24 protein-coding genes and 2 pseudogenes are annotated in these 23,572 nt (G+C 59.0%); 15 read left to right on the top strand and 11 right to left on the bottom strand.

Features of this window, described 5'->3' with window-relative positions; all coding sequences use genetic code 11:
- Positions 1-303 precede the first annotated feature (303 nt).
- The 3 genes from NLN62_RS53860 (at position 304) to NLN62_RS53850 (ending at position 1,201) form a co-directional block, all read left to right on the top strand.
- Positions 304-690 carry a hypothetical protein gene (locus NLN62_RS53860; protein WP_371933184.1) on the top strand — a complete coding sequence of 129 codons (387 nt, stop codon included), beginning with the start codon at positions 304-306 and terminating at the stop codon, positions 688-690.
- A gap of 157 nt (positions 691-847) precedes the next feature.
- Entirely contained in the window at positions 848-982 is a 135-nt protein-coding gene (locus NLN62_RS53855) for a hypothetical protein (protein WP_371933176.1), read from the top strand.
- 84 nt (positions 983-1,066) lie between these two features.
- A complete protein-coding gene (locus NLN62_RS53850; protein ID WP_371933175.1) occupies positions 1,067-1,201 on the top strand; it encodes a hypothetical protein in 135 nt (44 codons plus the stop codon).
- Here the strand turns inward: NLN62_RS53850 and NLN62_RS50720 are convergent.
- Positions 1,193-1,882 (bottom strand): hypothetical protein, encoded by a 690-nt coding sequence (locus NLN62_RS50720; protein WP_254114191.1) that lies wholly within the window; start codon positions 1,880-1,882, stop codon positions 1,193-1,195. The genes NLN62_RS53850 and NLN62_RS50720 overlap by 9 nt on opposite strands.
- 758 nt (positions 1,883-2,640) lie before the next feature.
- Between NLN62_RS50720 and NLN62_RS50715 the strand changes: the two genes are divergently transcribed.
- Positions 2,641-2,979: a hypothetical protein gene (locus NLN62_RS50715; protein WP_254114190.1), complete on the top strand. Its 339-nt coding sequence runs from the start codon at positions 2,641-2,643 to the stop codon at positions 2,977-2,979.
- Positions 2,963-3,199 (top strand): hypothetical protein, encoded by a 237-nt coding sequence (locus NLN62_RS50710; protein ID WP_254114189.1) that lies wholly within the window; start codon positions 2,963-2,965, stop codon positions 3,197-3,199. Before NLN62_RS50715 ends, NLN62_RS50710 begins: the two co-directional genes overlap by 17 nt.
- 358 nt (positions 3,200-3,557) lie before the next feature.
- Here the strand turns inward: NLN62_RS50710 and NLN62_RS50705 are convergent, their stop codons facing one another.
- From NLN62_RS50705 to NLN62_RS50695, 3 genes are all read right to left on the bottom strand, one after another.
- A complete protein-coding gene (locus NLN62_RS50705) occupies positions 3,558-3,887 on the bottom strand; it encodes a type II toxin-antitoxin system RelE/ParE family toxin (RefSeq protein WP_256576114.1) in 330 nt (109 codons plus the stop codon).
- Positions 3,850-4,125 carry a type II toxin-antitoxin system ParD family antitoxin gene (locus tag NLN62_RS50700; protein ID WP_254114187.1) on the bottom strand — a complete coding sequence of 92 codons (276 nt, stop codon included), beginning with the start codon at positions 4,123-4,125 and terminating at the stop codon, positions 3,850-3,852. The genes NLN62_RS50705 and NLN62_RS50700 overlap by 38 nt, the downstream gene beginning before the upstream one ends.
- A gap of 93 nt (positions 4,126-4,218) precedes the next feature.
- Positions 4,219-4,443, bottom strand: a complete 225-nt coding sequence (locus NLN62_RS50695) for a hypothetical protein (protein ID WP_254114186.1) — start codon at positions 4,441-4,443, stop codon at positions 4,219-4,221.
- 778 nt (positions 4,444-5,221) lie between these two features.
- Between NLN62_RS50695 and NLN62_RS50690 the strand changes: the two genes are divergently transcribed.
- Together NLN62_RS50690 and NLN62_RS50685 are read left to right on the top strand one after the other, a co-directional pair.
- Positions 5,222-6,151, top strand: a complete 930-nt coding sequence (locus tag NLN62_RS50690; protein ID WP_254114185.1) for an AMP-binding protein — start codon at positions 5,222-5,224, stop codon at positions 6,149-6,151.
- Entirely contained in the window at positions 6,126-6,446 is a 321-nt protein-coding gene (locus NLN62_RS50685; RefSeq protein ID WP_371933174.1) for a phosphopantetheine-binding protein, read from the top strand. Before NLN62_RS50690 ends, NLN62_RS50685 begins: the two co-directional genes overlap by 26 nt.
- Positions 6,447-6,742: 296 nt before the next feature.
- Here NLN62_RS50685 and NLN62_RS50680 read toward each other — a convergent pair whose 3' ends face one another.
- Complete coding sequence (locus NLN62_RS50680; RefSeq protein WP_254103045.1) at positions 6,743-6,949, bottom strand: cold-shock protein; 207 nt, start codon at positions 6,947-6,949, stop codon at positions 6,743-6,745.
- A gap of 744 nt (positions 6,950-7,693) precedes the next feature.
- Between NLN62_RS50680 and NLN62_RS50675 the strand changes: the two genes are divergently transcribed.
- The 5 genes from NLN62_RS50675 (at position 7,694) to NLN62_RS50655 (ending at position 13,178) form a co-directional block, all read left to right on the top strand.
- Entirely contained in the window at positions 7,694-8,041 is a 348-nt protein-coding gene (locus tag NLN62_RS50675; protein WP_254114183.1) for a hypothetical protein, read from the top strand.
- A 49-nt stretch (positions 8,042-8,090) separates the two neighbouring features.
- Positions 8,091-8,534 carry a DUF1842 domain-containing protein gene (locus tag NLN62_RS50670; RefSeq protein ID WP_254104121.1) on the top strand — a complete coding sequence of 148 codons (444 nt, stop codon included), beginning with the start codon at positions 8,091-8,093 and terminating at the stop codon, positions 8,532-8,534.
- 370 nt (positions 8,535-8,904) lie between these two features.
- A complete protein-coding gene (locus NLN62_RS50665) occupies positions 8,905-10,110 on the top strand; it encodes an HlyD family secretion protein (protein ID WP_254114182.1) in 1,206 nt (401 codons plus the stop codon).
- Between the two features lie 122 nt (positions 10,111-10,232).
- Positions 10,233-12,080 (top strand): glycosyltransferase, encoded by a 1,848-nt coding sequence (locus tag NLN62_RS50660; protein WP_254114181.1) that lies wholly within the window; start codon positions 10,233-10,235, stop codon positions 12,078-12,080.
- Positions 12,081-12,089: 9 nt separating this feature from the next.
- Positions 12,090-13,178 (top strand): cache domain-containing protein, encoded by a 1,089-nt coding sequence (locus NLN62_RS50655; RefSeq protein ID WP_254114180.1) that lies wholly within the window; start codon positions 12,090-12,092, stop codon positions 13,176-13,178.
- A 789-nt stretch (positions 13,179-13,967) separates the two neighbouring features.
- Here NLN62_RS50655 and NLN62_RS50650 read toward each other — a convergent pair.
- From NLN62_RS50650 to NLN62_RS50640, 3 genes are all read right to left on the bottom strand, one after another.
- Positions 13,968-15,551 carry a bifunctional diguanylate cyclase/phosphodiesterase gene (locus tag NLN62_RS50650; RefSeq protein WP_254114179.1) on the bottom strand — a complete coding sequence of 528 codons (1,584 nt, stop codon included), beginning with the start codon at positions 15,549-15,551 and terminating at the stop codon, positions 13,968-13,970.
- Between the two features lie 1,008 nt (positions 15,552-16,559).
- Positions 16,560-17,963, bottom strand: coding sequence for a GGDEF domain-containing protein (locus tag NLN62_RS50645; RefSeq protein WP_254114263.1), 1,404 nt, complete (start codon positions 17,961-17,963; stop codon positions 16,560-16,562).
- Positions 17,964-18,900: 937 nt separating this feature from the next.
- Positions 18,901-19,533: an HAD-IA family hydrolase gene (locus NLN62_RS50640; protein WP_254104139.1), complete on the bottom strand. Its 633-nt coding sequence runs from the start codon at positions 19,531-19,533 to the stop codon at positions 18,901-18,903.
- 122 nt (positions 19,534-19,655) lie between these two features.
- Between NLN62_RS50640 and NLN62_RS50635 the strand changes: the two are divergent.
- Positions 19,656-19,970: pseudogene (locus tag NLN62_RS50635) on the top strand (transposase); the annotation flags it as partial.
- Positions 19,971-20,182: 212 nt separating this feature from the next.
- On the opposite strand, the gene NLN62_RS50630 reads toward NLN62_RS50635, so the two are convergent.
- The 3 genes and pseudogenes from NLN62_RS50630 to NLN62_RS50620 all read right to left on the bottom strand — a co-directional run bounded on the left by NLN62_RS50630 (position 20,183) and on the right by NLN62_RS50620 (position 21,292).
- Complete coding sequence (locus NLN62_RS50630) at positions 20,183-20,383, bottom strand: hypothetical protein (protein ID WP_254104141.1); 201 nt, start codon at positions 20,381-20,383, stop codon at positions 20,183-20,185.
- Between the two features lie 30 nt (positions 20,384-20,413).
- Positions 20,414-20,539 (bottom strand): annotated as a pseudogene (locus tag NLN62_RS53845) (transposase); the annotation flags it as partial.
- A gap of 399 nt (positions 20,540-20,938) precedes the next feature.
- Complete coding sequence (locus NLN62_RS50620) at positions 20,939-21,292, bottom strand: transposase (protein ID WP_254114178.1); 354 nt, start codon at positions 21,290-21,292, stop codon at positions 20,939-20,941.
- Positions 21,293-21,728: 436 nt separating this feature from the next.
- Here NLN62_RS50620 and NLN62_RS50615 point away from each other — a divergent pair, with 436 nt between their 5' ends.
- Together NLN62_RS50615 and NLN62_RS50610 are read left to right on the top strand one after the other, a co-directional pair.
- On the top strand, positions 21,729-22,688 hold the full coding sequence (locus tag NLN62_RS50615; protein ID WP_254104143.1) for a calcium-binding protein: 960 nt from the start codon (positions 21,729-21,731) through the stop codon (positions 22,686-22,688).
- Between the two features lie 186 nt (positions 22,689-22,874).
- Positions 22,875-23,489 carry a methyltransferase domain-containing protein gene (locus NLN62_RS50610; RefSeq protein ID WP_254114177.1) on the top strand — a complete coding sequence of 205 codons (615 nt, stop codon included), beginning with the start codon at positions 22,875-22,877 and terminating at the stop codon, positions 23,487-23,489.
- Positions 23,490-23,572: the final 83 nt, after the last annotated feature.

Genomic DNA, 23,572 nt, shown 5'->3' with positions numbered 1-23,572 from the left:
CCGTCATATTCATCAGCGGATTGTTGAGAGGCTGGCGAGCGTGGCGTAAGCCGCTGAGGTGGCGTAGGATTCGGTTGCTGACACCCACCCTCCGCGCATGCGGGCCGCCGCCACACTCGCCATGACCGACAATACGAGTCTACCGTTCTCATTTCCAGCCGTTTCCCGCAAGAAGATCACAGCCGCGTTTGAGGGCGGCAGGCTGACTGTGTTTCGGCGTGGGGTCTCGACCATGATCGGCGTAGGGGTCCCGTCATCTCAAATCAATGAAATCAACGGCCTGAAAGGGTCTCGACGACGCCGATGGGGGTCAATGTTCGATCAGCATTCACAGTCACACCCGCCAACACCGACGATCGCGCCGAGATTGGCCGGATCGCCAAGACGATTCAGGCCGAGACTGGTCAGAGCGTCGAAGGCATCGACATCAATTCGGCTGCGACGACGCAAATGGGCTACACGTCGAAGGACTTCGCGACCGATCAGCCCTTCTCGTATCGGCGGATCGACCAGCAGATCGCAGGCGGCAAGGTCGAGCTGAAGGGCAGCGTCAACATCAAGCTTTGGACCGAGGGCCCGGGCGTCAAATACGACGCCAACTCGGACGGCTTTTTCCAGTCGACCGGCGTGCAGCGCTACAAGCAGATGGAGCGCTCGTCGACCGATAGCGGCGCGAGTGGCGGTGGCTGATGCGAATCCGAGACATCCACAATCCGTGTCGCGATCGATATCAGTCCGCCTCGTTCCGTGGTGCGTTCTTCCACGTTGACACCGACGCCATGGCGAGCGGCCGGCGACCGGTGCCGCACACCAATATCCGACGCCCGACGATCCCTATACCGAGGACATGGGCCGCGCGATGCGGCGCTTCCAGATCAACGGCTATCTGATCAGCCCGAACCATCTCGTACTCAAGGACATCTCGAAGCCGATGGCCCGGGCACGCGGCGCCTGCCACTGCCCTACATGGCGAGGATATTGAGGTGATGGCGGGGCAGTACACATCACCGAGGCGCGCGAGAAAGGCGGCCTCGGCACCGCCGAGATAGAGTTCTACGAGTACGGCGTGCCGGTCTTCCAGACGGTCTTCAATGACACGCAGGGTGCGATCCAGAACTCGGAGAGCGCCGTCGAGCGGCTGACCGCGCAAACCATGATAAGGAGCCTGCGTCGTGATAAAGCAGGTAACCATTCAAAATGATCCCACTCCGCCGCCAAGCATGATCACGACGGCCAACACGACGACCGACGGAACGATGCCGACCATGAAAATATCGAAATAGCTGTCGTGGTGGGTCATGCCGCAGATCGAGAGCAGGCTGACCACCGCGCCGTTATGCGGCAAAATGTCAAGCGTGCCTGACCCGATCACCGCGACACGATGCATCAGAGCGGGGTCGATGCCAGTTTGCGCCGCGATCTCGGCATAAGTCTGGCCGAGTGCGTCGAGCGCAATCGTGAGGCCGCCCGACGCCGAGCCGGTCAGCGCCGCCAGGACATTCGTTGCAACCGCGAGAAAAACAAGGGGGCCGCCCTCGATTGCCAGCACCCAGTCGCGCACGGCTACGAACGCGGGCAGCGCTGCAATGACAGCGCCGAAGCCGACGAGACTTGCAACGCTCAGCGCCGGCAGTACGGACGCATTCGCGCCGGCATCCATCAGCTTGCCAAAGACGGCGCCGAGCAGGAAGATCGGAAAGAACTGCGCCAGGAAGCTGGCGGCGCTCACCATGAAAATCTGGGTCCAGTTGGCAAGCAACGGCTGTGCGCCGAACGCGGCCGCCACCAGCGCCGCGATCGGCGCGAGCAGCAGGAACGCTCCAGCCACGAAACGCAAAGAGATGACCAGCGAAAGCCCAACGAGGATGCCCAGCAGTCCCATTCAGCACTCCGTGAGCAGGCTATTCAGGAGCGGGATTCCAGATCGGGCGTCGAGCGCTAGCCGATATCCGTGCCGAAAGCGTCAGTGAACTCCCTTGCTGCGAGCCGTCTTTCCGGGCACATCTCCGGATTTTGGATCAGCCCGGTGTTTTACCGCGGTTTTTCCGTCGGCGAGCAGCAGCCCACGCGCGCCCTCGCTGACCGAACCGAGCTTACGGAGATAAAGACTGCACGGACCCGACAGCGCCAACGGCTCGGCGGATTAACTCGTCTGCATTCAGGTTCATTTTGCCTCGCTATGGCAGATTCGACTGCCTTAAGCAAGTCTTCTGCTGCCACCGGCTCTACAACAGCTGCTTATTCTCTCGGGTGAGATTGATCTCCGCCACCTGCAAATTCTTGTAGGTTGACCAACATCGTGTTCTGCAGGACTGAATTTCAGGCCTGCACTGGCAGTCATCAGCACAATCAAGACTGAGAAAAAGCCGAAGCGATGTCGCCACTACAAGCAATCGCCAGCTGGCTGGAGTTGGTGATGATTTCGTTGTCCGATTGGCGGCAGAATCAGGGGGGCGGGGCGATCATGCACCGATAACGCGGAGTGCGTTGTGCTGACGTCGGGTCGACCTGACCATCCTCTCCGGAATAATAACGTGAGGGAAGCCCATTGTTTTTCATTCAACCGAAGTCTTCCACTTCACATGCAGCACCTGCGAATGATCAGAACCTCTGCCATCTGAACGAGTAGCCCAACTCATCTTGAACCTGCGCGACAACCCAAGTCGAGTCTGTCGAGTGATAAGGGTTTTCCATCGAGATCATTTTGCCACGCTCCGGCCTGCTCAACTTGTGGTCGTCCATGGTCGTTCGTTCGAGTGGCTGGACATCCGCACCGAGACGGTCGCTCAGCTGCGCGATCCGGTGACGCTCGAACGAGCGTGGGTGCCCCTCGCCGCGATTACCGTTCCGACGCGGCCAAAATGGTCGCCCACGCATCCTGCCGTCACCGAGGCCCATCGTCCGGCTTTTTATCGCCGGTTTATTCATCGGAGAAAATCAACTTCTCGCGCCGAAGCGGACGATGCTGAAGAATGTTGATTACAGGCTACGCAATTTACTCGTCGATCGGCTCACGATCGCCGACTGGTTGCACGACTGGAATGGGCGCCGCGATCACCTTCCCGGATTTACGGCGTTCGGCGCCGTTGCCCCCGAGAACTATCAAGGACAATTGGTCGTTCGTCTTGGAGGCGATCTCGGCGCAGCCGGGGAACCCCACGAGAAGGATCGCCGCAGCTTCGACGCGAACCGCTGGTAACCGGCATGAGGCATCCACCTCGCGATCCTTCGGCTTTGCAATACAGCTTGGCTTGAGCTGACCGGTGGAGGTGGAGCGATGTCAAATGCCATGCTTTGATGCCAGACAGGAAGGTGACTGCCGATTCCGAGATTATCGCACGCACCGTACCGATTTGCTGCCGCGCGGGGTTCCGAAACGATCGCGCGCAGTTTCGCATGGTGTGAGGCCTGATCGTTGAGCCAATTCTCCGGTTGGAAACAGCTTGGAGAATTGGATATGGCGCGGCGATCTGGGTCGGACGAGCACGGCAATCAGGGATTCTTCCGCATATTTGGTGCAGGTTCCTTTTGCTTTTCATCGAGCGCATTGTGCATTATCATCTTTGTAGGTCGTCCTCAAAATTGAGCCCTGCGTAGGCAATGGTAACGATTTCCACTTGAGCTTTCAGGACGCGGAAGGCGATGGTGACGCGACGTTCAAACCCGATTGTGCGCAGGTCGGGCAGAATATCGTCGCGACGCGTGCCACGCTTCGGCAACGTCGCAAGCGCCATGCAGGCTTCCTCGATACGATCGAGGTAGCCGCCCGCAACTCTGTAGCCGGACCGCTCCGCGATGTACTCATAGAGGCCGACCAAGTCGGCTTCCGCTTCGGGACGGAAAACGACCTTAAGCGCCACGCTTGGCGGCCTTCGTGTTTCTTGCATGGCGTGTGCGCAGGCGCTTGAACACGTCGGCTGCTGGGACGCTCGACCGGGGATCCTTGATCGAGGCCTGGACCTTGGCGCGCAGGTAGTCGTCCAGTGCGGCATCCTGGCGGTCAAGGGCGCGAAGGGCCGAGCGCACGACCTCGCTGGCCGAGGCGTACTCGCCTGACTTCAGGCGGGCCTCAAGGCTTGCCATTTGCGGGCCGAGGGTAACGGTGATTGGCTTGCTGGTGCGCATGTCAGTTCTTTCCTTCAGGTCCTTATACCACATTCTGTGACAGTGTCACACACCGTTCGTGATGGGGTGTGGCAGGAATCCCACGCCAGAGGGCTACAGCCCGACTCCGGCGGCAAAGGTGACGGCGTGGCTGCCTGTTATGGCCGCCATTCTCCTTGCCAGCTTGACTTGTCCATTCCCTGTGTGGGGTCTCTCCCGGCTCTGCTTGGCTTTGGAGCGCGCCGCGCGCGCGATGTCCAACACCCGCAGCCTCACGGTCCGGCTACGGTCGGACAGCGCGGCTCCGACCTTGCCAGCGATCGTTGTGATCTTCTTCATGGTGCGGATCAGCACCCGAACACCGTCTCGCCGGTGACCGGCAATTTGCTGGTCAGCTTCTGGCGGGCCCAGAGAGCTTGCTCGCGTTTCATCCGCAAGAATGAATCAGCGGCAGCGACCAACGTCAGCTGCAATTCCGTCCGACCTAGCAGTTTTAAGCCCACCGGCCGATTTCTATTCCAAGGCTAACCGGACCGAATTTTGCGCCGGAAAGTAGAATCGAGCATCCGACGATACCTGCCTCCTGCAGCGGGTTGCGTCCAATGCGCAGAAAAAATGCTCGCCAACATCACAGAATGTCGCATTAGGAGCCGGACTGCGATGCGATCAGAAGCCTTCCGTTGGCGAAGAGCACCAAGACCTGCCCGTCGTTCCACGTAAACACGTGAAACTTGATGTCCTCCTGAATCTCGTTTGACATGAGAGTCCCTGCGCAGCCAAACCTACCAACTACGTCTGCGTAGTTCGAGCCCAGCTCGACAGTTTTGACGTCCAAGTCCGTCACGCGACAATATCCGGCCGGGAATGAGTGAGCGTTAACGGATCTGTAACTCGTGTCTAAATCATCAGGAGCGGCCGGATTGACGAGCGCTCTGCCCGCCGGAGCGCTGGCTTTCCCTGGCCGGGAACCGCTCGGGCCTGGCCGCACGAAGAGCCACGCGAAGACCGCAACCGCTGTGATCCGCAGGACTGCTCGCCGATTAATAGAGCTGCGTGCCCCAGCGAATATTCGAGTCGTCACAGAATCTGGGATGCTGGCAGATTTGACGGTGGATAGATGGATCTGGCGGCGGCGGCGCCGGGGTGGGCAACCCTGCCGGCCACCGATCCGGACCCGCATGCGCTCGGCCTGAGCGCGCGCCATCTCGCCTACGTGATCTACACCTCCGGCTCAACCGGCACCCCCAAGGGCGTCATGGTCGAGCATCGGGGAGTGGTGCGTCTGGTGGCGGGGAACGATTTCGTCGCGATCTCGCCGCAGGATGCCTTTCTCAATGCCTCCTCGCCGACATTCGACGCGACCACGTTCGAGCTCTGGGGAGCCTTAGCAAACGGTGCCAGTGTTGTGCTCTATCCTGAGCGCTACCTCTCGACGGCAATGCTGGCCCAGATCATCCAAGATCAAGGCATCACCATCGCCTGGATGACTGCCCGGTTGTTCGATACCGATATCGGAGAGGGGCACAGCACTGATCGACTGCAGCAGTTGCTGGTCGGAGGCGAAGAGGTCTCCGTCGCTTCCGTCAGAGCATGCCAGAAGCGACATCCGACGCTGCGGATCTCAAATGGCTACGGCCCGACAGAGAACACCACCTTTAGTCTCTGCTATCCGGTGCCTGCTGGCTTCGATGACCAGCAACGAGTGCCGCTGGGCCGACCAATTCGAAACTCGGTGGTCTATCTGCTGGACGGTGATGGTGCGCCTGTTCCGTTTGGGGCGGTAGGGGAGATCTATATCGGCGGGGCGGGGGTTGCGCGCGGCTATCTGAACCGGCCGGCGCTGACGGCGGAGCGGTTCATCGCCAGCCCGTTTGTGGATGGCGACCGGCTGTACCGGACCGGGGATCTTGCGCGGTACCTGCCGGACGGATGGGCCCGAGACAGAATCGAACGAGGCAGATGGCGGCGCGCTGGCGGCCGCCTTGCGCGCGCACTTAAGTGCGCACCTGCCGGACTACATGGTGCCGGCCGCGTTTGTGCGGCTTGAGGCGCTGCCGCTGACGGTGAACGGCAAGCTGGACCGCCAGGCGCTGCCGCCGCCTGCGGATGCGGCCTATGCGCGGCGGAGCTATGCGCCGCCGCAAGGCGAGATCGAGACGGCGCTGGCGCAGATCTGGGCCGAGCTTCTGGGTGTGGAGCGGGTCGGGCGCCACGACCACTTCTTCGAACTGGGCGGCCACTCGCTCTTGGCGGTGCAGTTGCTCAGTCGCGCAGTCGATCTCGGGCTAAAGTTCAGCGCCGCCGACCTCTTCATGTTCACTTGGGTCTTGGCCTGGAAATAGCCGCAGCCCCGGCCGAAGCGCGACGAAACCGCGCGCTCTCGTAAACGGTTGCAAGGCTCGACGCTGACGGAAGACACGTTGGTCGATGAGGAATAGTTCGTGATCCCTTGGGTTTTCGTGCCCACGGTTGCGCTCGGCCTTACAAACCCGAATTGCTCAAGCTCCTCCCGAAAGCGCGGACAACGAACCTGCAAACCGTGCTGCCGTGGCTCTACTGCACCTACCATCAAAAGCCCGACACGGACATAGACGCAAAAAAACGGCGAACAACCGTCAGTCCAACGCGGCGGGCGTGATCAGACCCGCAGGTTTTCAGCGCTGTTCTTGCCACGCTTGGGGTCGACTTTGACTTCATAAGAAATCTTTTGGCCTTCTGCCAACCCAGAGAGTCTAGCGCGTTCTACGGCGCTAATGTGGACAAAAATGTCGTTTCCGCCGTCGTCTGGAGCGATAAATCCGTACCCCTTTTGATCATTGAACCACTTCACAGTACCTGTTGCCATACGATCACGTCCTTTGCCGCTGCGCCCAGTCCGAGCGCGGGTGGGTAATGGTGCCGAGAAACAGAGCAATTGGCGTGCCGGACCGAAAATGCTGATCCCACAGTGATGGTGAGCATCGGGTCGACGTCAATGGACGCAAAGCTGACAACCGTGCGCGACTGCTAACATTCTCAGGCTAGCTCGATCAGTGTCGATTACTCGAAGGCATCACACGGCGGGATCGGTAAACGTCCGGTTCGCCTCACTGGGCTCCCATCACCCGCCGCTCCGGATCAGATCGGTACGTCTTCGAGACCAGCACAGAACGCCGAGTTCTCGATGAATGACATCGAATGTGAATCGGCGATTGCCGCGAGGTTCTGCAACGGCATGATGCGAGCGCCGTGTGCGGCAGTTGAATGTGCTCGACCCGATTAGCTCGCATATAACCGGGTTGTCTTAGGCTGGTCGCGCAGAAGGTTGACGCCGGTGTCGTCGTATTCATCCGTGTCAGGTCGATGACACAATATCCGCAACTCGACGCTGAGCCGCGGGGCTCGCACCAGCGAGACTGCACCTTTCTGTCGCCATTAAAGCTTTCACTGCGCAACTTTTTCAGGTGGCACACTCATTGCTAGTTAGGTCCCAGATCCCTGCTGGAATGAACGCGTTTGCGGCCGCCGGCGGACACCAGCCCAGCGCCGCACTGGTCATTAGGCGGCGGGGATGGCTGCGCGGCGTCGCCAGCTCAGCAGGAGGAGAATCATGGGTTTCTATCAGACGGAGCCGTTTAACACGGCAAAAGCCAGCTTCATCCACGGACCCGACGGATTCGGGCTATTTCTGGTCGAGGTTGGGGGTGATGCGCCGAACTTCACGACAGGAATTGCCCTAGTGCGCGATCCGCATTGGGTCGGCGGCCTGAAGATCGACGTGATGGGCTGGACGGGACCGCTCGGTGAAGGGTCCACGCCCTTTGCGGTCAAGGGCAGCTTCCCCGGCCATTATGTGCCGCAAATCGTCGTGTCCGGTAGCAATGGCACGCGCCTGATTCCGGTGAAGGCGATCCCGGCGGAAGAATCTGACGACTACGTGCGGCAGTTGGCCGGATGACCACAGCCGATCACCCGATCAATCCCCTTAAATAGGAAAGGATAGCTCTATGCCCGATACGACAACCAAAGACCACGTCGGATTGTTTCACGCCTGCTATCAGATTGGCGAAAGCCGCCCCGGAGGCAGAATCTTCAAGCTGGATCTGGTCGTCGACACGCCGAACAGGCGGATCCAAGGCTTCGGCAGCATCACCCAAGCTGTTAATCCGCCGCTCGATGTCACCACCTCCCTGCAAGGCAATTACAGCCAGCTGCCGACGCTCCCGCCGGCTCCGGCACTACTTTTAGTACTCCTTACTGGCTACCCGCCAATCCACTGGCCGACGCATGGCGGGCTTGGACCGCAGATTCTGCCCAACGTCGATCTGCGCATGACCCTGGTCCCGAACTGGCAATCGGGAATCGCCTCCTACCGCTATCGCAGCGGCCACGGCGATTGGCAGGAGATCGAGGCCGCGCCGGTCAAGCTGGTGTCTCCAGCCATCGCATGAACGATGGGCGGCGGCGATCAAGGTGAGAACGACGACTCGCGGCTGCCGTCACAGAAGAAGGCGCCGAGAGTGGCCGACACGGTTTTGTAAAGGACACCAAGCGCCTATCAGCGTCCCTCGTTAGGGAAACGATTAATTGCCTAGAACGGAGTCTCGCACTGCAGGCAAGGCAACCAGGGAACAACACATGTCAATATGGACCACCCAGAACTAGAGTCTTGCGTCCTTTGGGGCGAGCGATGCGATTGTAACGGCAAAACAAAATCGCACTCAAAGTCAGGCTGAATTAGCGAGTTCACTTGCTTGCTTCCACAAGGTCACCTGTAAGTTGCCTTACAAAAGGCGCTGGGAATGCGGTTGGAAGTCTCTCATGAAGCTCGTACGTGTGATCATTGGCTTGGTTCTCCTGGCCGGCGGGCTGTACGTCATCATCGGCGAGCACTTCGCTGGAACTTCGGCAGACGCCACGGTAAATGCTCGACTTTACGTCGTGCGTGCCCCGATCGACGGCCGGGTAACGCTCGCTGTCAAGAGCATTGGGACGCGCATAAACGCGGGGGAACTCGCGGCTGAAGTCACCGATGAGCGCTTCGATATCGCTCGACTTCTTGAGCTTGAGCGCGAGCGGGACAATCAACGCATCGAACTCAAACGGATTGCGGGGCAGCGTGACGCGCTATCGCGGTCGAGAGCCGGATTTGATGCGCAGTCAACCGACTATCAGCGTGGCAGGATTCGGCAGATTGAGGCGCGGATCGCTGAGACGAAGGCGACGCAGGATGCAGCAGCTGCACGCCTGCGCGAGGCGGACGCCGAATTCAAGCGCGCCAATGAATTGAACAATCGCGGCGTTCAGACGGTGGCCAACCTGGATCGGGCGCGCGCGACCTTCGATGTCGCGCAGCAAGACCTGGAAAGCGCGCAGCAGCGGGTCAACTATTTCGAGACGGAACTCGCCTCGGCCCGCACCGGCGTCTTCATAGGTGAATCCTACAACGATGCCCCCTTTTCGACGCAGCGCATTCGGGAACTCGATCAGCGACTGGCTGAACTGCATGTCGACGAGGAGCAGATCAAGGCGCGCATCGCTCAATTCGATCAGCAAATCGATGCCGAGCGTCTGCGCGTCAATCGGCTGACGTCCGCGACGCTCAGTGCCCAGGTCCCGGGTCTGGTCTGGGATATCCTGGTGGACGATGGCGGGTATGCACGGCGCGGACAAGACCTGGTCAAGCTCGTCGACTGCAACAGCCTCGTCGTCACCGCGGGCGTATCCGAATCGCTTTATGACAGCGTTTCCGTCGGCGCGGCGGTGCAGTTTCGGCTTTTCGGCGACGAGCGAATTTTCGATGGAACCGTCACCCGGCTCGGCGGAGCCGGTGCGTCGCCGCTTTACGCAAATCTCGCGGTGGGGCCCAGTCCGCAGCATCTGCAGCGCTTCGACGTGACAGTGACTGTGCCGGGCCTCGCACAACAAGCCGATCTTGGCTGCGCCATCGGGCGCACCGGGCGTGTTGTGTTTTCGAGCGGCCCGATCGCCCAATTCCGTCGCTTTCTCACACGGTACGGCCTCTAATGCTTCTGCTATCGCCACTCCTCGCCGCCCTAGCCTTAGGCGCCGTCATCATCGGGCTCCGCCTGACGGTTCTCCCACTGCTTAACCCAAGTCGATGGTACTGGCGCACCCTTCTGCTTGGAATGGCGGCGCTTCTCTCATGGCGCTACGTTGTATGGCGGTTTACCGAGACCTTGGTGCCGCTTGACTGGACCCCGGATGCCCTGGTCAGTTGGGGCTTCGCAACTCTCGAGGGCCTGACTGTTCTCTCCTCGTCAATCGCATTCGTGATCCTCTCGCGGGTGAGGGAGCGCACGGCAGAGGCCGACGAATACGCAGGATGGTGGTCACCTGGAGAAGCGCCAAGCGTAGACATCTTCATCACGACCTACAATGAACCGCTTGAGATACTCGAGCGGACAATCATCGGGGCCAAAGCCGTGCGCTTTCCAAAACTTCGCGTCTTTGTCCTTGACGATGGCCGCAGGGACTGGCTCCGGCTCGCCTGCGAGCGGCACTCTGTGGGATACATTGCGCGCTCCGACAACGCGCACGCCAAGGCGGGAAACATCAACCACGCACTTGCCGAGCGTGCCCGGGATCCAGATCGATCGGATTTTGTCGCCATCCTGGATGCGGACTTTATTCCACACGTCGATTTCATCGACCGCACAGTGGCACTGTTTCACGATCAAAGTGTTGGCCTGGTTCAAACGCCACAGCACTTTTTCAATCCGGACCCGATCCAGCACAACCTCGGTATCAGCGCCGGGTACCCGGATGAGCAACGACACTTCTTTGACAATGTGGAACCGGCAAGGGATGCCTGGGGAATCGCGATCTGTTGCGGCACCTCGTCCGTGATGAGGGTGCGAGCAATACAACAGATCGGCCTGCTTCCGACGCAAAGCGTGACCGAGGACTTCCTGCTCACGCTCAAGCTCGCCGAAAACGGATGGCAAACCGTCTATCTCAACGAACCGCTGACCGAGGGTTTGGCTCCGGAGGGACTCAAGGAATACATCGTCCAGCGGGGCCGCTGGTGCCTCGGCCTGATGCAGATTGTGCGCAACTGCTACAATCCATTTGGTTCCCATCGATTAGGTTTGATGCACCGAATCAGTGTCATCGATTCCGTTCTCTATTGGCTAACAACCTTTCCCTTCCGCTTGGCGAGTCTGATTTGTCCGCTTCTGTACTGGTGGCTCGGTATTACGATCATGAATGCCTCGCTCGTCGATATCATCAGATACTATGTCCCGTACTACGTCATGGTCCTGGTGGCCCTGAACTGGCTCTCGAAGGGGCTGTTTATCCCCATTGTCAACGATACGGCGCAGGTGATCGCCGCTTGGCCGATCTGTCGGGCCGCGGCGATCGGTCTCTTGACGAGAGGACCGCATAGATTCTCGGTGACAGCCAAGGGCGGCGACAGAACGAGGGTCGTCGTCCAATGGTCATTGATGCAACCGTTTCTAATCCTGCTTGGATTGACCCTTGGTGGCCTGATCGTGCCGCTGAATTCCGATTTCGTCTTCAATACCTCGTCGACAGCCAGCGACGGTGTCGCCATCGTTCTGTTCTGGACGGTCTACAACGTCCCAGTCTTGCTGGTGGCGATCGCGGCGTGCATCGAACGACCCAGATATAACCGACCGCAGCGCCAGGTGCTTGAACCGATCACGTTGACGATCGGAGATGATCGACACCGTGGCTGGCTCGTGAATCTCGGGCCGGAAGGCGCTCGCATCAGCGGACCATTCGGTCTTTCGGTAGGGGCGATAGGCAAACTGACCATCCCAGCTATCGGCGATGTCGAGGCGCGAGTTCTTGCGGTAACTCGTGACGGTTACCGGCTAAGATTTTCGCCGAGCACCGAACAGCAGGCCCAAATTATCAAAAAGCTCCACACCGCCCGGGCCCTTCCGGGATCCGATCGCGGCGACCTCGTTCGCATCATCCGCGAGTTGGCCCGGGCTCTGACCCGTTGAGGAGGCGTGATGGCGAACAGACGAATGAGCTTGCGCACGCTCGTGTTCTTTGGCGGTGCAACGTTGATGCTGGTGCCGGCTATGGTGACTGCGACATTGTACGCCGCGATCTTGGAGCAGCGCGGCGAGGAACTGCAGGTCGAAAAGTTGACAACCCGCGGCGAACTGAGCGCGAACCTGCTGGCGCGCCGCATCTATGGGGTTTGGATGGACGTGGCCCGACTGGCGGAGCTGATCGATCCTACTGACCTCGCGAACGCTCGCGAGCACATCCAATTCCTGAGCCGCCTGGATGGCCGCTACTCATGGCTCGGCATAGCCGATCTTGAGGGAAAGGTGCTGGCGGCCAGGAACGGGATGCTTGAGGGCGCAAGTGTTGCGCAGAGGCCATGGTTCAGACGCGGCCTGGATGCGCCGGCTGCGGTCGATGTCCACGAGGCGCAACTCCTGGCAAGCCTCTTGCCTGCGTCCCCTGAACCCTATCGGTTCGTCGATCTGGCTGCACCCGTGCGGCATGATAGTTCCGTTGTCGGCGTGATCGGAGCGCACCTCAATTGGACATGGGTGGAGGAGGGGATGGCTGCTTTGCAGGCGCCTGGAATCGATGTGCTGCTGCTGTCGCGGGACCGAACCGTGCTGTTTGGCCCGACCGATCTCGTCAACAAGCGGCTAAGCGTCGGCTCAGCGCTTGCCGCCAGCCGCGTCACCAGAGCGTTTTCGAACGAGCGGTGGCCTGACGGCAAAGACTATTTCACAGTGATCGTTCCGAGCATTGGTTTTGCAGATCTTCCGAGCTTCGGCTGGTCTCTCCTGGTCCGACAGAACGCCGACGACGCCATGTCATCAACCCGCGAACTGATCCGATCTTTCTGGATCACTCTCGGCGCTGGCGCGGTTGTCGCGCTGGCGCTGCTCCTATGTGCCGCCCAATGGATCAGAACGCCGCTGCGCCGGCTCTCGGAATCCGCCGAGGCCATCCTGCTCGATCCTGACTCGCCTCCGCCGCACCAGGAGACCAGGTTTGAGGAAGCGGCAAGGCTAAGTGATGCGCTGGCTCACGTGCAGTCCAAGCTGATGGGGCGTCGCTCCAACTCGTAGTTGCAGTCCCATGAACGAGAGTGGAGCAGCGCCGTGACTCGAACGATGATAGGAGGGACCTTTGTCAAGCGCGCTTGACATTGTGGGCCGCGCCTTTCGTTGGATTGCCCCCTGCATGGCAATCGTCGCGCTTCGCGGCCGCAGGAGTGGCCGCGACCAGGCGTATTTCCCGCATCACCGCACGGCCCGCTTGACGTCGGCACGCGCGAACGGCCAGTTCTGGAGCGCATCGTCCGTCAAATCTCCGGCAACGGCCAACGCAGCCCAGCCGCCGCGGCGCGCGTCAGATTGTCCGGACGTTACTGCCGGCGATCCCCAGCATTGCCGCAATCTCGCGGGCGCTGCTTCCGCCTCTGGCACGCCGCAGCACGCAGCATCTGTCTCAATTGTCTCATGGTCAGTCTTCTCTTTGCCGGCATCAAGCTCTCCTCGTTCGCCACGAGGCGCTTGATGCCAAAGTTGCTGACCCAGGGCGGGTTCGCGGCCTCTCCCGCTTCATCGGCTCCGCATCAATGCGAGACCAGACGACGTGCGAGTGTTTGCGCCCAATCTCTTCATGGAAGCCACCCTGTGTTTCTGCCCCCTTTCGCGATGGCCCGGAGTTCATCCGGCGACAGCTCAATCCCTATCGGCCGGTTTGGCGCGTGATGACTGATTTTCGAATCAGTCATCACGCGCTATCTTCTTGTTTGAAACATGACTTTCTCGGAAGGCCGATATCCACCTTTCCGGGGCATGCTCAAGGAGCCGTCATATGCCGATGCTCCCCGAACAACCGAGCACGTCGACTCACCCATGCAGGCTTCTTGTCCCATCTTCAGCAACCACCGTGCGGCCAGACTCGCGATTAAGCAGCGCGTGGATACCGGCGGCCGGGACGGCAGCACTGAACAAGTAGCCTTGTCCTTCTGTACAACCATTGGCCACCAGATAGGCGAGCTGGCCTGCGTCTTCGATGCCCTCGGCCGTGGTCGTCAAGCCAAATTCCTTTGCAAGGCGAAGGATAGCACGAACGATCACCCGGCTGTCGGTACTGTCGTCGAGATGCGACACGAAGCTGCGGTCTATCTTGATCTTGTCGAGACGAAACGAAAGCAGCTTGCTAAGCGTAGCATAACCCGTTCCGAAGTCATCGAGCGCGATGCGGACGCCCGCTTGGCGGAGTACATCAATCACGGTCTTCGCAACCCCGATCTTTTCCACAAACGCGCTCTCGGTAATTTCAATCTCCAGGCGACGCGGACTGAATCCGGTTTGCCCAAGGATCGATAAAATGCGCTGTCCAAGCGCGGGATCACGCAACTGAATGGGCGAAATATTGAAGGCGAGCGTAAGCGTCTCCGGCCACGCATTGGCATCGAAACAAGCGCGACGAAAAAGTTGATCTCCAAGAGCGTTGATTAGGCCCGTTTCTTCTGCAATCGGAATAAACACGTCGGGCGGAATATGCCCAAATGTCCTGTTTTCCCAACGCGCCAGCGCCTCGAACCCGTTAATGCAATTACCCTTGAGCGAAACCAGCGGCTGGTAGTGCAGCTCGATAATATCGGCCGTGATAGCACTGCGAAGTTCTCGCTCGATCTGGATGCGCCGCTCGACATGCATGTCCATCTCTGGTTCGAAAAATCGAACACACGACCTGCCATCGCCTTGTGCGCGATAAAGTGCACGCTCTGCGCGCCTGACCAATTCATGGAGATTGAGGCCGTCGATCGGAGCGATGGCGACACCAATTCCAACACCAAGCTCGGCCATCGCAAAGGTGTCGGCGGCGGACGCCACAATACGGCGCGCCAGATTGGTGGGATCCTCAGGGGAGCTAATGTCTGGCAGGACAATCCCGAATTCGTCGCCTCCAATCCTCGCCAGGACGCCATCCTTGCGCAAGATGTCGGTGAGCCTGTTGGCAAATTCGCATAGCGCCTTGTCCCCAGCTGCGTGGCCATGCGTGTCCTTGATCCTCTTGAAGCCATCAAGGCCAACCATCAGAACGGCGACTTGGTGGTGCGTGTTGCCGGCGATGCCAAGGCACGCATCAAGTTTTTCATCAAATAAGCGACGGTTAGGCAGGCCCGTCAATGGATCGTGTCGCGCCAGATCGCGCGCTTCTCCTTCCGCAATGGCTCGTGCTTTGGTTTCGCGCACGAGATCTCGATAGCGGCGGACACTAAAAATTGTCAGCGCAACGCTCAGGAAGAACGCGACGAATACGATGTCGTCGAACGCCGAATCCGCATAGCCGCGTCCGAGCTGAAACAAAAGAGAGCCAAGCTCATAGACATGCGCCGAGATCGAGGCAAGAACGACGCCCCAAAAAAGAGCAATGAAATCCCTCGCGGCAGAACTACGCCAATCGAACCAATCAGCGCGCAATATCCGTGATCGTGGAGTTGAGAAACTCATTACAGTCGAACCTTCGCTGACGCTGGTTGTTCCAGAGCGCATCCTCAGAGGTCGTATATACGATAACGTACCACCAGAGAATGTGTCGAGTTCGAAGCTCGAGCAACGGCTTCGCGAGCCGCGGCGATAAACGGCCGTCGGATCGCGATAGTCGTTCCCGGCAAGTGTTTTCGAGCGACCCTGCAAGGTGCACAACGCGGCCGAAGCCACGATTCGCACACTCAAGATGCCACTTCAAGCCTTTGAGGGCTCTGGGCCGCGCGAGTGGCAAGAGCGAATGAAGGGCAGCTGCATAATGGCTTACCTGGCGCAGCGCGGCATAGGCGACCTCCAGCAACTGCATGTTCCTAGGTCTTGAGCAGCGAAGAATACGGCGCGCCTGCTCGACCAGCTCCAGCTCGAACCTTGCGACCGCGAGCCATTGTCCTACTCGCGACGTTGATGGATAGGGCGGCTCGCTCGACCGCGAAAAGCAAGACGGGATCTACGATATTCGCCGTCACGGTGGTCCGAAGGCAGCAGGAGCACCATGGTCGCGACCCGCGAACCTTCTCGGTATCGCGATGGTCGACGAAGAACCTTCCGGTATCGTCGATGAGAGTCTTATAGAAGTCGGACGCCACCGGCTCGCTCACACCAAGTTCGCGTGCGACATCCGCGATCGGTCGGGTTAGAGTGTTGTCCCAGTGGCCCTCCGATCCAGAACTTGACGGCGCGACTTGCCAGGTTCTCCGGACCTCGCGATCGACAACAGCCGCTTCTCTCGCCCAAAAGAAGGCGGCTTGCGATCGCGACAAGTTGCTCGCCCTGGATTGGCAGAATCGGAAAGGCGACCCTGCCCACGCCGTCGACATCGATCGCCGGCATGCAGATCTCGCGCTTCCCGCCAACGGCAGAAGTCACCTGAACGCGTGACGGAACGAAAGCTGTTGAACAACGCCGTACCGACTAACGACATGGCAATTCCCGGCAAACAGCCTACGCGACAATCACACGATTGCGACCTTCAAATTTTGCGCGATACAGCCGCTGATCGGCGACGTTCAGGAATCCGTCAAGCGTGTCTCCATCGCGCCCGAACTCCGAAACCCCAACACTGATGGTGAGGCCGACCGACGGTTGAGCTCCGACGTCGAACGCAGCCCCTTCAATGGCCGATCGAAGGCGCTCGGCTACCGTGCAAGCCGCGTCAAGCGTCGCTCCCGGCAGCAACACCATAAATTCTTCACCGCCAACGCGCGCGACAGAGTCGTAAGGGCGGATCGCCTCCAGACACTTTCGCACGAATGCGCGGAGAACCTCATCGCCGACACTGTGGCCACGTGAGTCGTTGATATGCTTAAAATGATCGAGGTCGATCGACAGAAGAGATAATGGAGCACCGCTTCGTTTGGTCCGCGCGATCTCGTCGCCGATATGCTCGATGAAATGGCGCCGATTTCCGGCACCGGTCAGTGGGTCAGTGGCGGCAAGGCGTTCCAACCTTTGATTGCTCAGTTGCAATTGCTGTAGCGCTCTTTGGGTCTCGGCCATCGATTCGGCCAAGCGGGCCGTCATTTCTTCCTGGCTATAGATGGTCGAGAATGATTGCGTCGTTCGGAAAGCCTGGACAACGCCATAGCTTAGCAGGAAGAACCCGCCAGCAAAAATCGCGTGGGCGAGCCACCACATATGATTCCAAGGCGTCGCAAGAATGAATGCGAGCGACGATAACGCAAACCACGCGACCGAAATGCCGAAAATAAGCATGAGCGGGGAGTGAATCCGCCTCGTCAGCATAGCCGCGACGTTCAGCGCGCTGAATACCAGTGCGCCGCCCTCCATGGACAAGCGTACCGAGGGATGTCCCGCATAGGGGGAGTAGGCGATCAGGGCGACGGCTATGTCCATCGTTAAGAACAGGCCGATCCATATCAGCCATGCGCGCGCATCGGAACGCTTCTCAACCTCGTCTGACGGCTGGTTGTAGCTGAGTAGCCCAACGAAGAGCAGAATCGACATCACAAGACGCGACGCTGGCCCATAGAGCAGAAACAGCCAAATATTGCGGTGTGCCATCCCGGTGAAGGCGCCGTGCGGCGAATAGATCAGCACGAAACCGAGAAAACCCAGCGTCAACCAACGCAACAGAGGTTCGCCTGAAGACTGGTAGCAACGCCACGTCACATAGGTGACGAACAGACCTTCGAGGGTGGCGACGGCAATCGCGAATTCGTGGAACAGGTGATTTTCGAAGGTTAGCGTAGGATCCTGATGGAAATACAGATAGGCGGTGAACTGGGCGGGCATCAGGGCGAAAGCGATGAGGAGAAGGCGCATATACGCCTGTGTGACCAGCCGGAGCGCCTTGGTCGGTTCGTGTACAGCAAGACTGGTGTTCATATGCATATACCGTCTCCCATGATGACCTGCGGTCGTTTCATGGACTCTTGAACGTCTCCGAGGGATACTCTGTCCCAGAGCACCGTTGGTCCCTGCTGTACTACCCAAATGAAGGAGCCATGGAGCGTCGCGGTCGGAAGGCCATACATGCCAACGCGCGCGGTCACCACTGGCCGGTGCTTTCCGTCCATCTGCTGCACCCCGTCGAACAGTCGGCGGCGTCGATAGGATCCGCCTTGTCGTCCAGGATCTGCCCAGGTCCCGCCGCTGGGATCAGCAGACCGTAGGCTACATTTGGCTACATTTATGTGTTCGAGCCCATCACGTTCAGCCTGCCCGCTCCGCTGACAGTCAGCGTGTCGTGTGTGTTCAACAGATGGTCCCAGCTGCTGCCGCGAGTTGTTACGGTCTGCGGGGCGTTCGAAAACGCACCATCGTAAGACGAGATAATCACGAGCCCGTTGAGGAAAGGTTCTGTGTATGACGTACTCATCCGTCTGCCCGCCGCCCGCGCCGCGGCGACATCGGTCCGCTACTGGTTCGGCTCCGAACCAACACGTTTGATGAGCAACGCCGTAAGCGTCAGCACACTTGGATTGACAAGTGTCTTGTAGACCATCTGAGGCCTCCTTCGTGTGGAATATGCCCGCATTGCACACCAAGGCTGTTAGCATACCTAAGCCTGTTGAGTTAGCCGCCTGCCAAACCTTGTAGGATTCTAACGCAACGAGATCTGCCGGCAAGCGCTACACTTGCGATGCTGGCACGCAACTTGCTGGGCTATGACGACATCACCGAATTCCTTTCCAGCCACCATCCACCCGCGGTGATGTAGGGCGGCCTCGCCTCAGGCGGGTCCGCTCGCTCAAAGATGCATGCTTGTGTTGCGTGTAAGCGACGTTTTGACCCCACCTTGGGACAAGCGCCTGATAAACTCTCAGGTCCATGTCCGCGCGATTTGCTCATTCAGCTGAGACATGTCGTGAAGCGCCGTCGCGTCTTGGTGGGCGGATGACGGATCGTGTGGTAGGTAGTGGAACGCCACCATTCCAGCCGCGATTGCGGCTTGGATACCAACATCGCTGTCCTCTACCACCGCACATTGGCTTGGCGTAAAGCCCCTTTCTTGTGCGGCATGGAGAAAGAGGCCAGGCTCGGGTTTCCAGATGCCGATATCATAGGAGCTGAAGGTGCGGTCAAAGTAGGATGCAAGTCCGCTTATTTCGAGCGCCTGTAGCATCTTCGCTGGAGGTCCATTGGATGCAACGCACTTGGAATGGCTCAAGTTATCAAGCATCGCTACAACGCCGGGCATAGGCTTTAAATCGCGCGCAAATAACTCTGAGACGCGCCCGCGGTGGTTGTCTTCAAACGTATCGGGCAGGCGTCTGCCGATACGATGTTCGATGTCGGCGAGAATAGCCGAGAGCTTTTTGCCGCGGTATCGTTTGACCAATACCTCGCCAGGATCGCTCAATTCCGGCAGCAGGTCGAGAAAGGCTTGACTACAAAGGGTCTCGCTGTCAACGAGCGTGCCATCCAGATCAAAAATGACGCAGATATCTGGCATCTGCAAAAACTCCCACTGCCGTTTCAAGTCGTCCCAACCTTAGTGTCCGACCGAAAAATAAGTTGAGTGATATCAGCGAGTTCTGATTCCATTGGTGTTGCGAAGCATCAAAGGGATCGAGAATGTGGACTGATATCACCCGGGCACAGTTTGCCCGAGAGGAGCTGCGTTTGCCAAGCGACTTGACGGATGCGGAATGGGTCGTGCTGGAGAGGTTGCTTCCTGTGCGGGCCAAGCGCGGGCGGCGCCCGAAATGGAGCTATCGGGACATCGTCGAGGCAGTGCTCTATCTGCTGCGCGGCGGGTTGCCGTGGCGCATGCTGCCGCCCACTCTGTTTCCACCAATGACCACGGTGCAGTACTATTTCTACCAATGGCGCGACAGCGGATTGTGGCAATCGATCAACCACGCACTTCTGATGCTGGCGCGCGAGGCGATCGCCGGCGCCCCTCGCGAGTGCTCGTGTTGGGTGCCGAACCACGCGCCGCCAATCTAAAAACGCTCTCTATTATGCGGAGCCGATATCGTCCAGAACCGAGCAAAACCGCCCATCTTCGTGTCGACTCCGCATAATCATGACCGCCGCATAGTTGCGGAAGTCGACCGGCTTGGTCGCCACCATCACTCGAACCGTTCCGGATGGACCAATCACCGGCCAGCCTTCAGCGCGTGAACGATGGCCGCGATCATCGTCGCATCCGCGCCACGGCCGACCCGGATCGTGACGCCGTCGACCTCAATCTCGATCATTCCGACGTCGGACCTGGACTTGCATCGCGGCGGTTTGGGCTCGTTGCCAAGAACAGGCGTCTGCGCGACCGCGCCCACCACCGCCGGCACGAACTGCAAGTCTTCCGATCGGGAACGCTCGGCCGCGGCTTCTCTCAGTTGGCGGCGCCAACCAAACAACTGCTGCGGCGATAATCCATGGCGCCGAGCCACGGCACAGACCGAGTCACCACCCGCAACGATCTCGGCAACAATCCGCGCTTTGTCTTCGTCGCTCCACTTCCGCCGTAAGCGTCGTTCCGCTTGGCTCTTTGCCGCTTACACCTTCTGGATGACGATGCTCAATTGTTCCGCTCCAGACGCGCCGCCAACCCTCGCGGTTGACCGCGACTGGAATGGGCGTGCTCGATCGCCTCGTCAACGACAAACCAAAAGCGAGACAGAAAACGCTCTCGCACAATCTCATCAAGATCGCCTAGCTCGGCAGTCATCTCGCCAGCGCCAGCGATCCGCCCCCCGGCAATACGGTCTTTTGGCGCGGGCTGTCGCGCCTCACCGACATCGCGGTGGGCGCGACGGTCAGTCGGAGAAGAAATTGATACGCACGTTCAGCTCAGCATCTGCATGATTTGGAGCGATGGGGCATCTTTGACCAGTGAGATGAACAAACTTGGGTCAGGGATTGTGTGCTCGGCCAGCCGCTACGCTCGGTGGCCAAGCCTCCTCGAGTTTCATCTTTTCGAGCATAAGATCCGTGACAAGTTTGCGCAGGCGCCGGTTCTCGACTGCGAGTTCTTCCAATGCACGACGCATTTCATCTATGCTAGGGGGAGGCGAACTCGTGCCCGCGTTACGCCCCTCCGAAGATTGCCCCTCGTCCTTGCTGAGCGGCAGTTTGCGCCAACGATGGAGCGTCATGATGCTCACGCCAAGCGTCTTGCAAATGGCCACCTGCGAACTGCCTCCTCCGGCCAGTTCATTTGCCTGAGCGAGTTTCAGTTTGATCTCTTGATGAGAATGTTTCTTCATTCGGACCACAAAACAATTCCGAGTAACTCGCCGCCAGCTTGAGCAGGGGGCAGGCCAATGTCAAATAACATACATGCAACGTTAGATAACTTACAAATGTCACTCAAGTGGCGATAAAGGAGTGGCGATAAAGCTGCCATATATTGGTGGTCCTAGGTGATAATCGCCAATTAGTAGTTGGTTTGATGTTGATAGGTGCTGCAGCGAGATGCAGCTGCCGCTCGCCGCGAACCGTCGTCGAGCAGATGGGTCGACTTCATCCTTGACAGGGATGGAATGCGGACATAACATTCGTGCTAACAAATAAGAGCGCATTCGTTATGCGTTGCCGATTGCGGGGCGAATGCAAGCTCTTAAATTTGGCTCAAGTTAGAGTATATTCAGCACGTTCAACGGCTCGTCGCATCTTCCTCAGTAAAACTTGAAGGGGGGGCCCATGGCCGTCTCGTACCTGACGAAAACTGAACTCGATGATTTTCTCCACCATAGCGGAAACCACATCGAGCCGAGTGTTAGGTCGGCATTGATCGACTCGCTCCAGCATAGCGGAGTATTTAGTGATTATCCCGGGGATGCCTCGAAGGCTGTGTTTCAATCTGGGCCGTTCTCGGGAGGGAGCGTTGCGCCGGGTGTTCAGATCCTTGACGTTTCGCAGTCAACGACCGTCGAGACCACGTCAGACCTGAAGGCGATTATTTTGAATGACGCTGGCGGCAAGAGGCTCGATGTGATTGGCGGGCATAATGATGTGTTCATCGCTATGGGGAAAGGTTCCGATAGCGTAAACTTATATGATTATGGGAACGATACGGTCTATGGAGGTAGCGGCAACGACGTTATCCGCGGCGGACACGGTAACAGCTCACTGTGCGGCGGCGCGGGTAACGACAGTATCTATGGTGGTAGCGGCAACGACACTTTGGTCGGCGGCAGCGGTAACGACTATCTTGAGGCGGGCACCGGCGCTCAGCTGCTCGAGGGCGGCAGCGGCAACGACATTCTGCGAGATTTATCGTCGGGCCACAGCACCCTTATCGGTGGTGATGGTAACGATACGCTAATTGGCGTCCAGGGCGATGTCTTTGAGGGCGGTGACGGCAATGACGTCTTCTGGGTCTACGGCGGCGAGTCAGGAGCGAACTCGACGCTGCGGGGAGGAGACGGCAACGATACATTCTATCTTCAGACCCACACTGGAAATGATACGATTATAGGCGGCGCAGGCTCGGACACCGTGGATTTCGCCGATCGCTCCTCCCTTGATGTCACCAAGGTCGATGTCGACGAGAAGACAAAATCCTACACGCTGCACTTCGAGGACAGTCAGACGGTGGTGGTCAGTGACGTCGAATATCTCCACTTCACCGATGGAGACGTGCAGTTGCCGAAGCTCTGAACCGGCGCCTGCAAGCTGCGCCGAGAAAGCTCCGCTGCTGAGAAAGCCCCCGCTCATGGCGGGGCTTTGCCTTTGAGCTGAGCGGCTTTCGCATCTTATGTACGCTGGTGCCTGTGTTGTGGTTTGCTAATGTTGTCATCTGGCTCTCTCGCCGCGACTGGTGCGGGCGCGGATTAGTCTCTCACGATGAAGCGATTGCTCAACGCGGGCTCAGGATCCGGTACGGCGCAGCGCATCGCCCCGATGATGCTCGAACACGGTTGGGAAGAGACCCGGTTCGACATTGACCCGAACGTCGAACCAGATGTGATCGGCTCGATCCTTGAGTTGAGTGGCGCGTTCAAGCCTCAGTCCTTCAACGCGGTGTGGACATCGCACGTGCTCGAGCACCTGTATGCCCACGAGGCCTATCCTGCATTGCGGCAGTTCCATCAGGTCCTTAAGCTCGATGGTTTTGCCTTGATCATGAGCCCGGATCTGCAGTCGGTCGCTCAATTCATAGTCGACCATGGCATCGGCGCAATAGCCTATCATTCGCCGGCGGGGCCGATCAGCCCGCTGGACATGCTCTATGGCCATTCGCGCGCGATCGAGAAGGGGCGCGTCCATATGGCCCACCGCACCGGATTTACGGCCGAGCGGCTCGGTAATCTCCTGCTGATGGCCGGGTTTCCGACCGTTTCGATCATCAGCCGAAATTTCGAGATCTGCGCGCTCGCGCTTATGCCCGAGACCGACGGTGAGGCCGTCCAGAGGTCTTTGTTAGAATCCGGCTTCAATTTTCAGGAAGCCCAAGCGTGAGGTATCCGTGAGTGCGGCCAAGCCATCCCTTACAATTTGAACGATAAGTGCGGTTGGCTTTTTCCGCCGTTCAATGTTATTAT

The organism is Bradyrhizobium sp. CCGUVB23, from assembly GCF_024199885.1.
GTDB lineage: Bacteria > Pseudomonadota > Alphaproteobacteria > Rhizobiales > Xanthobacteraceae > Bradyrhizobium.
Note: the sequence above shows the minus strand (reverse complement) of the source record. Positions and strands in the feature narration are given on the sequence as shown.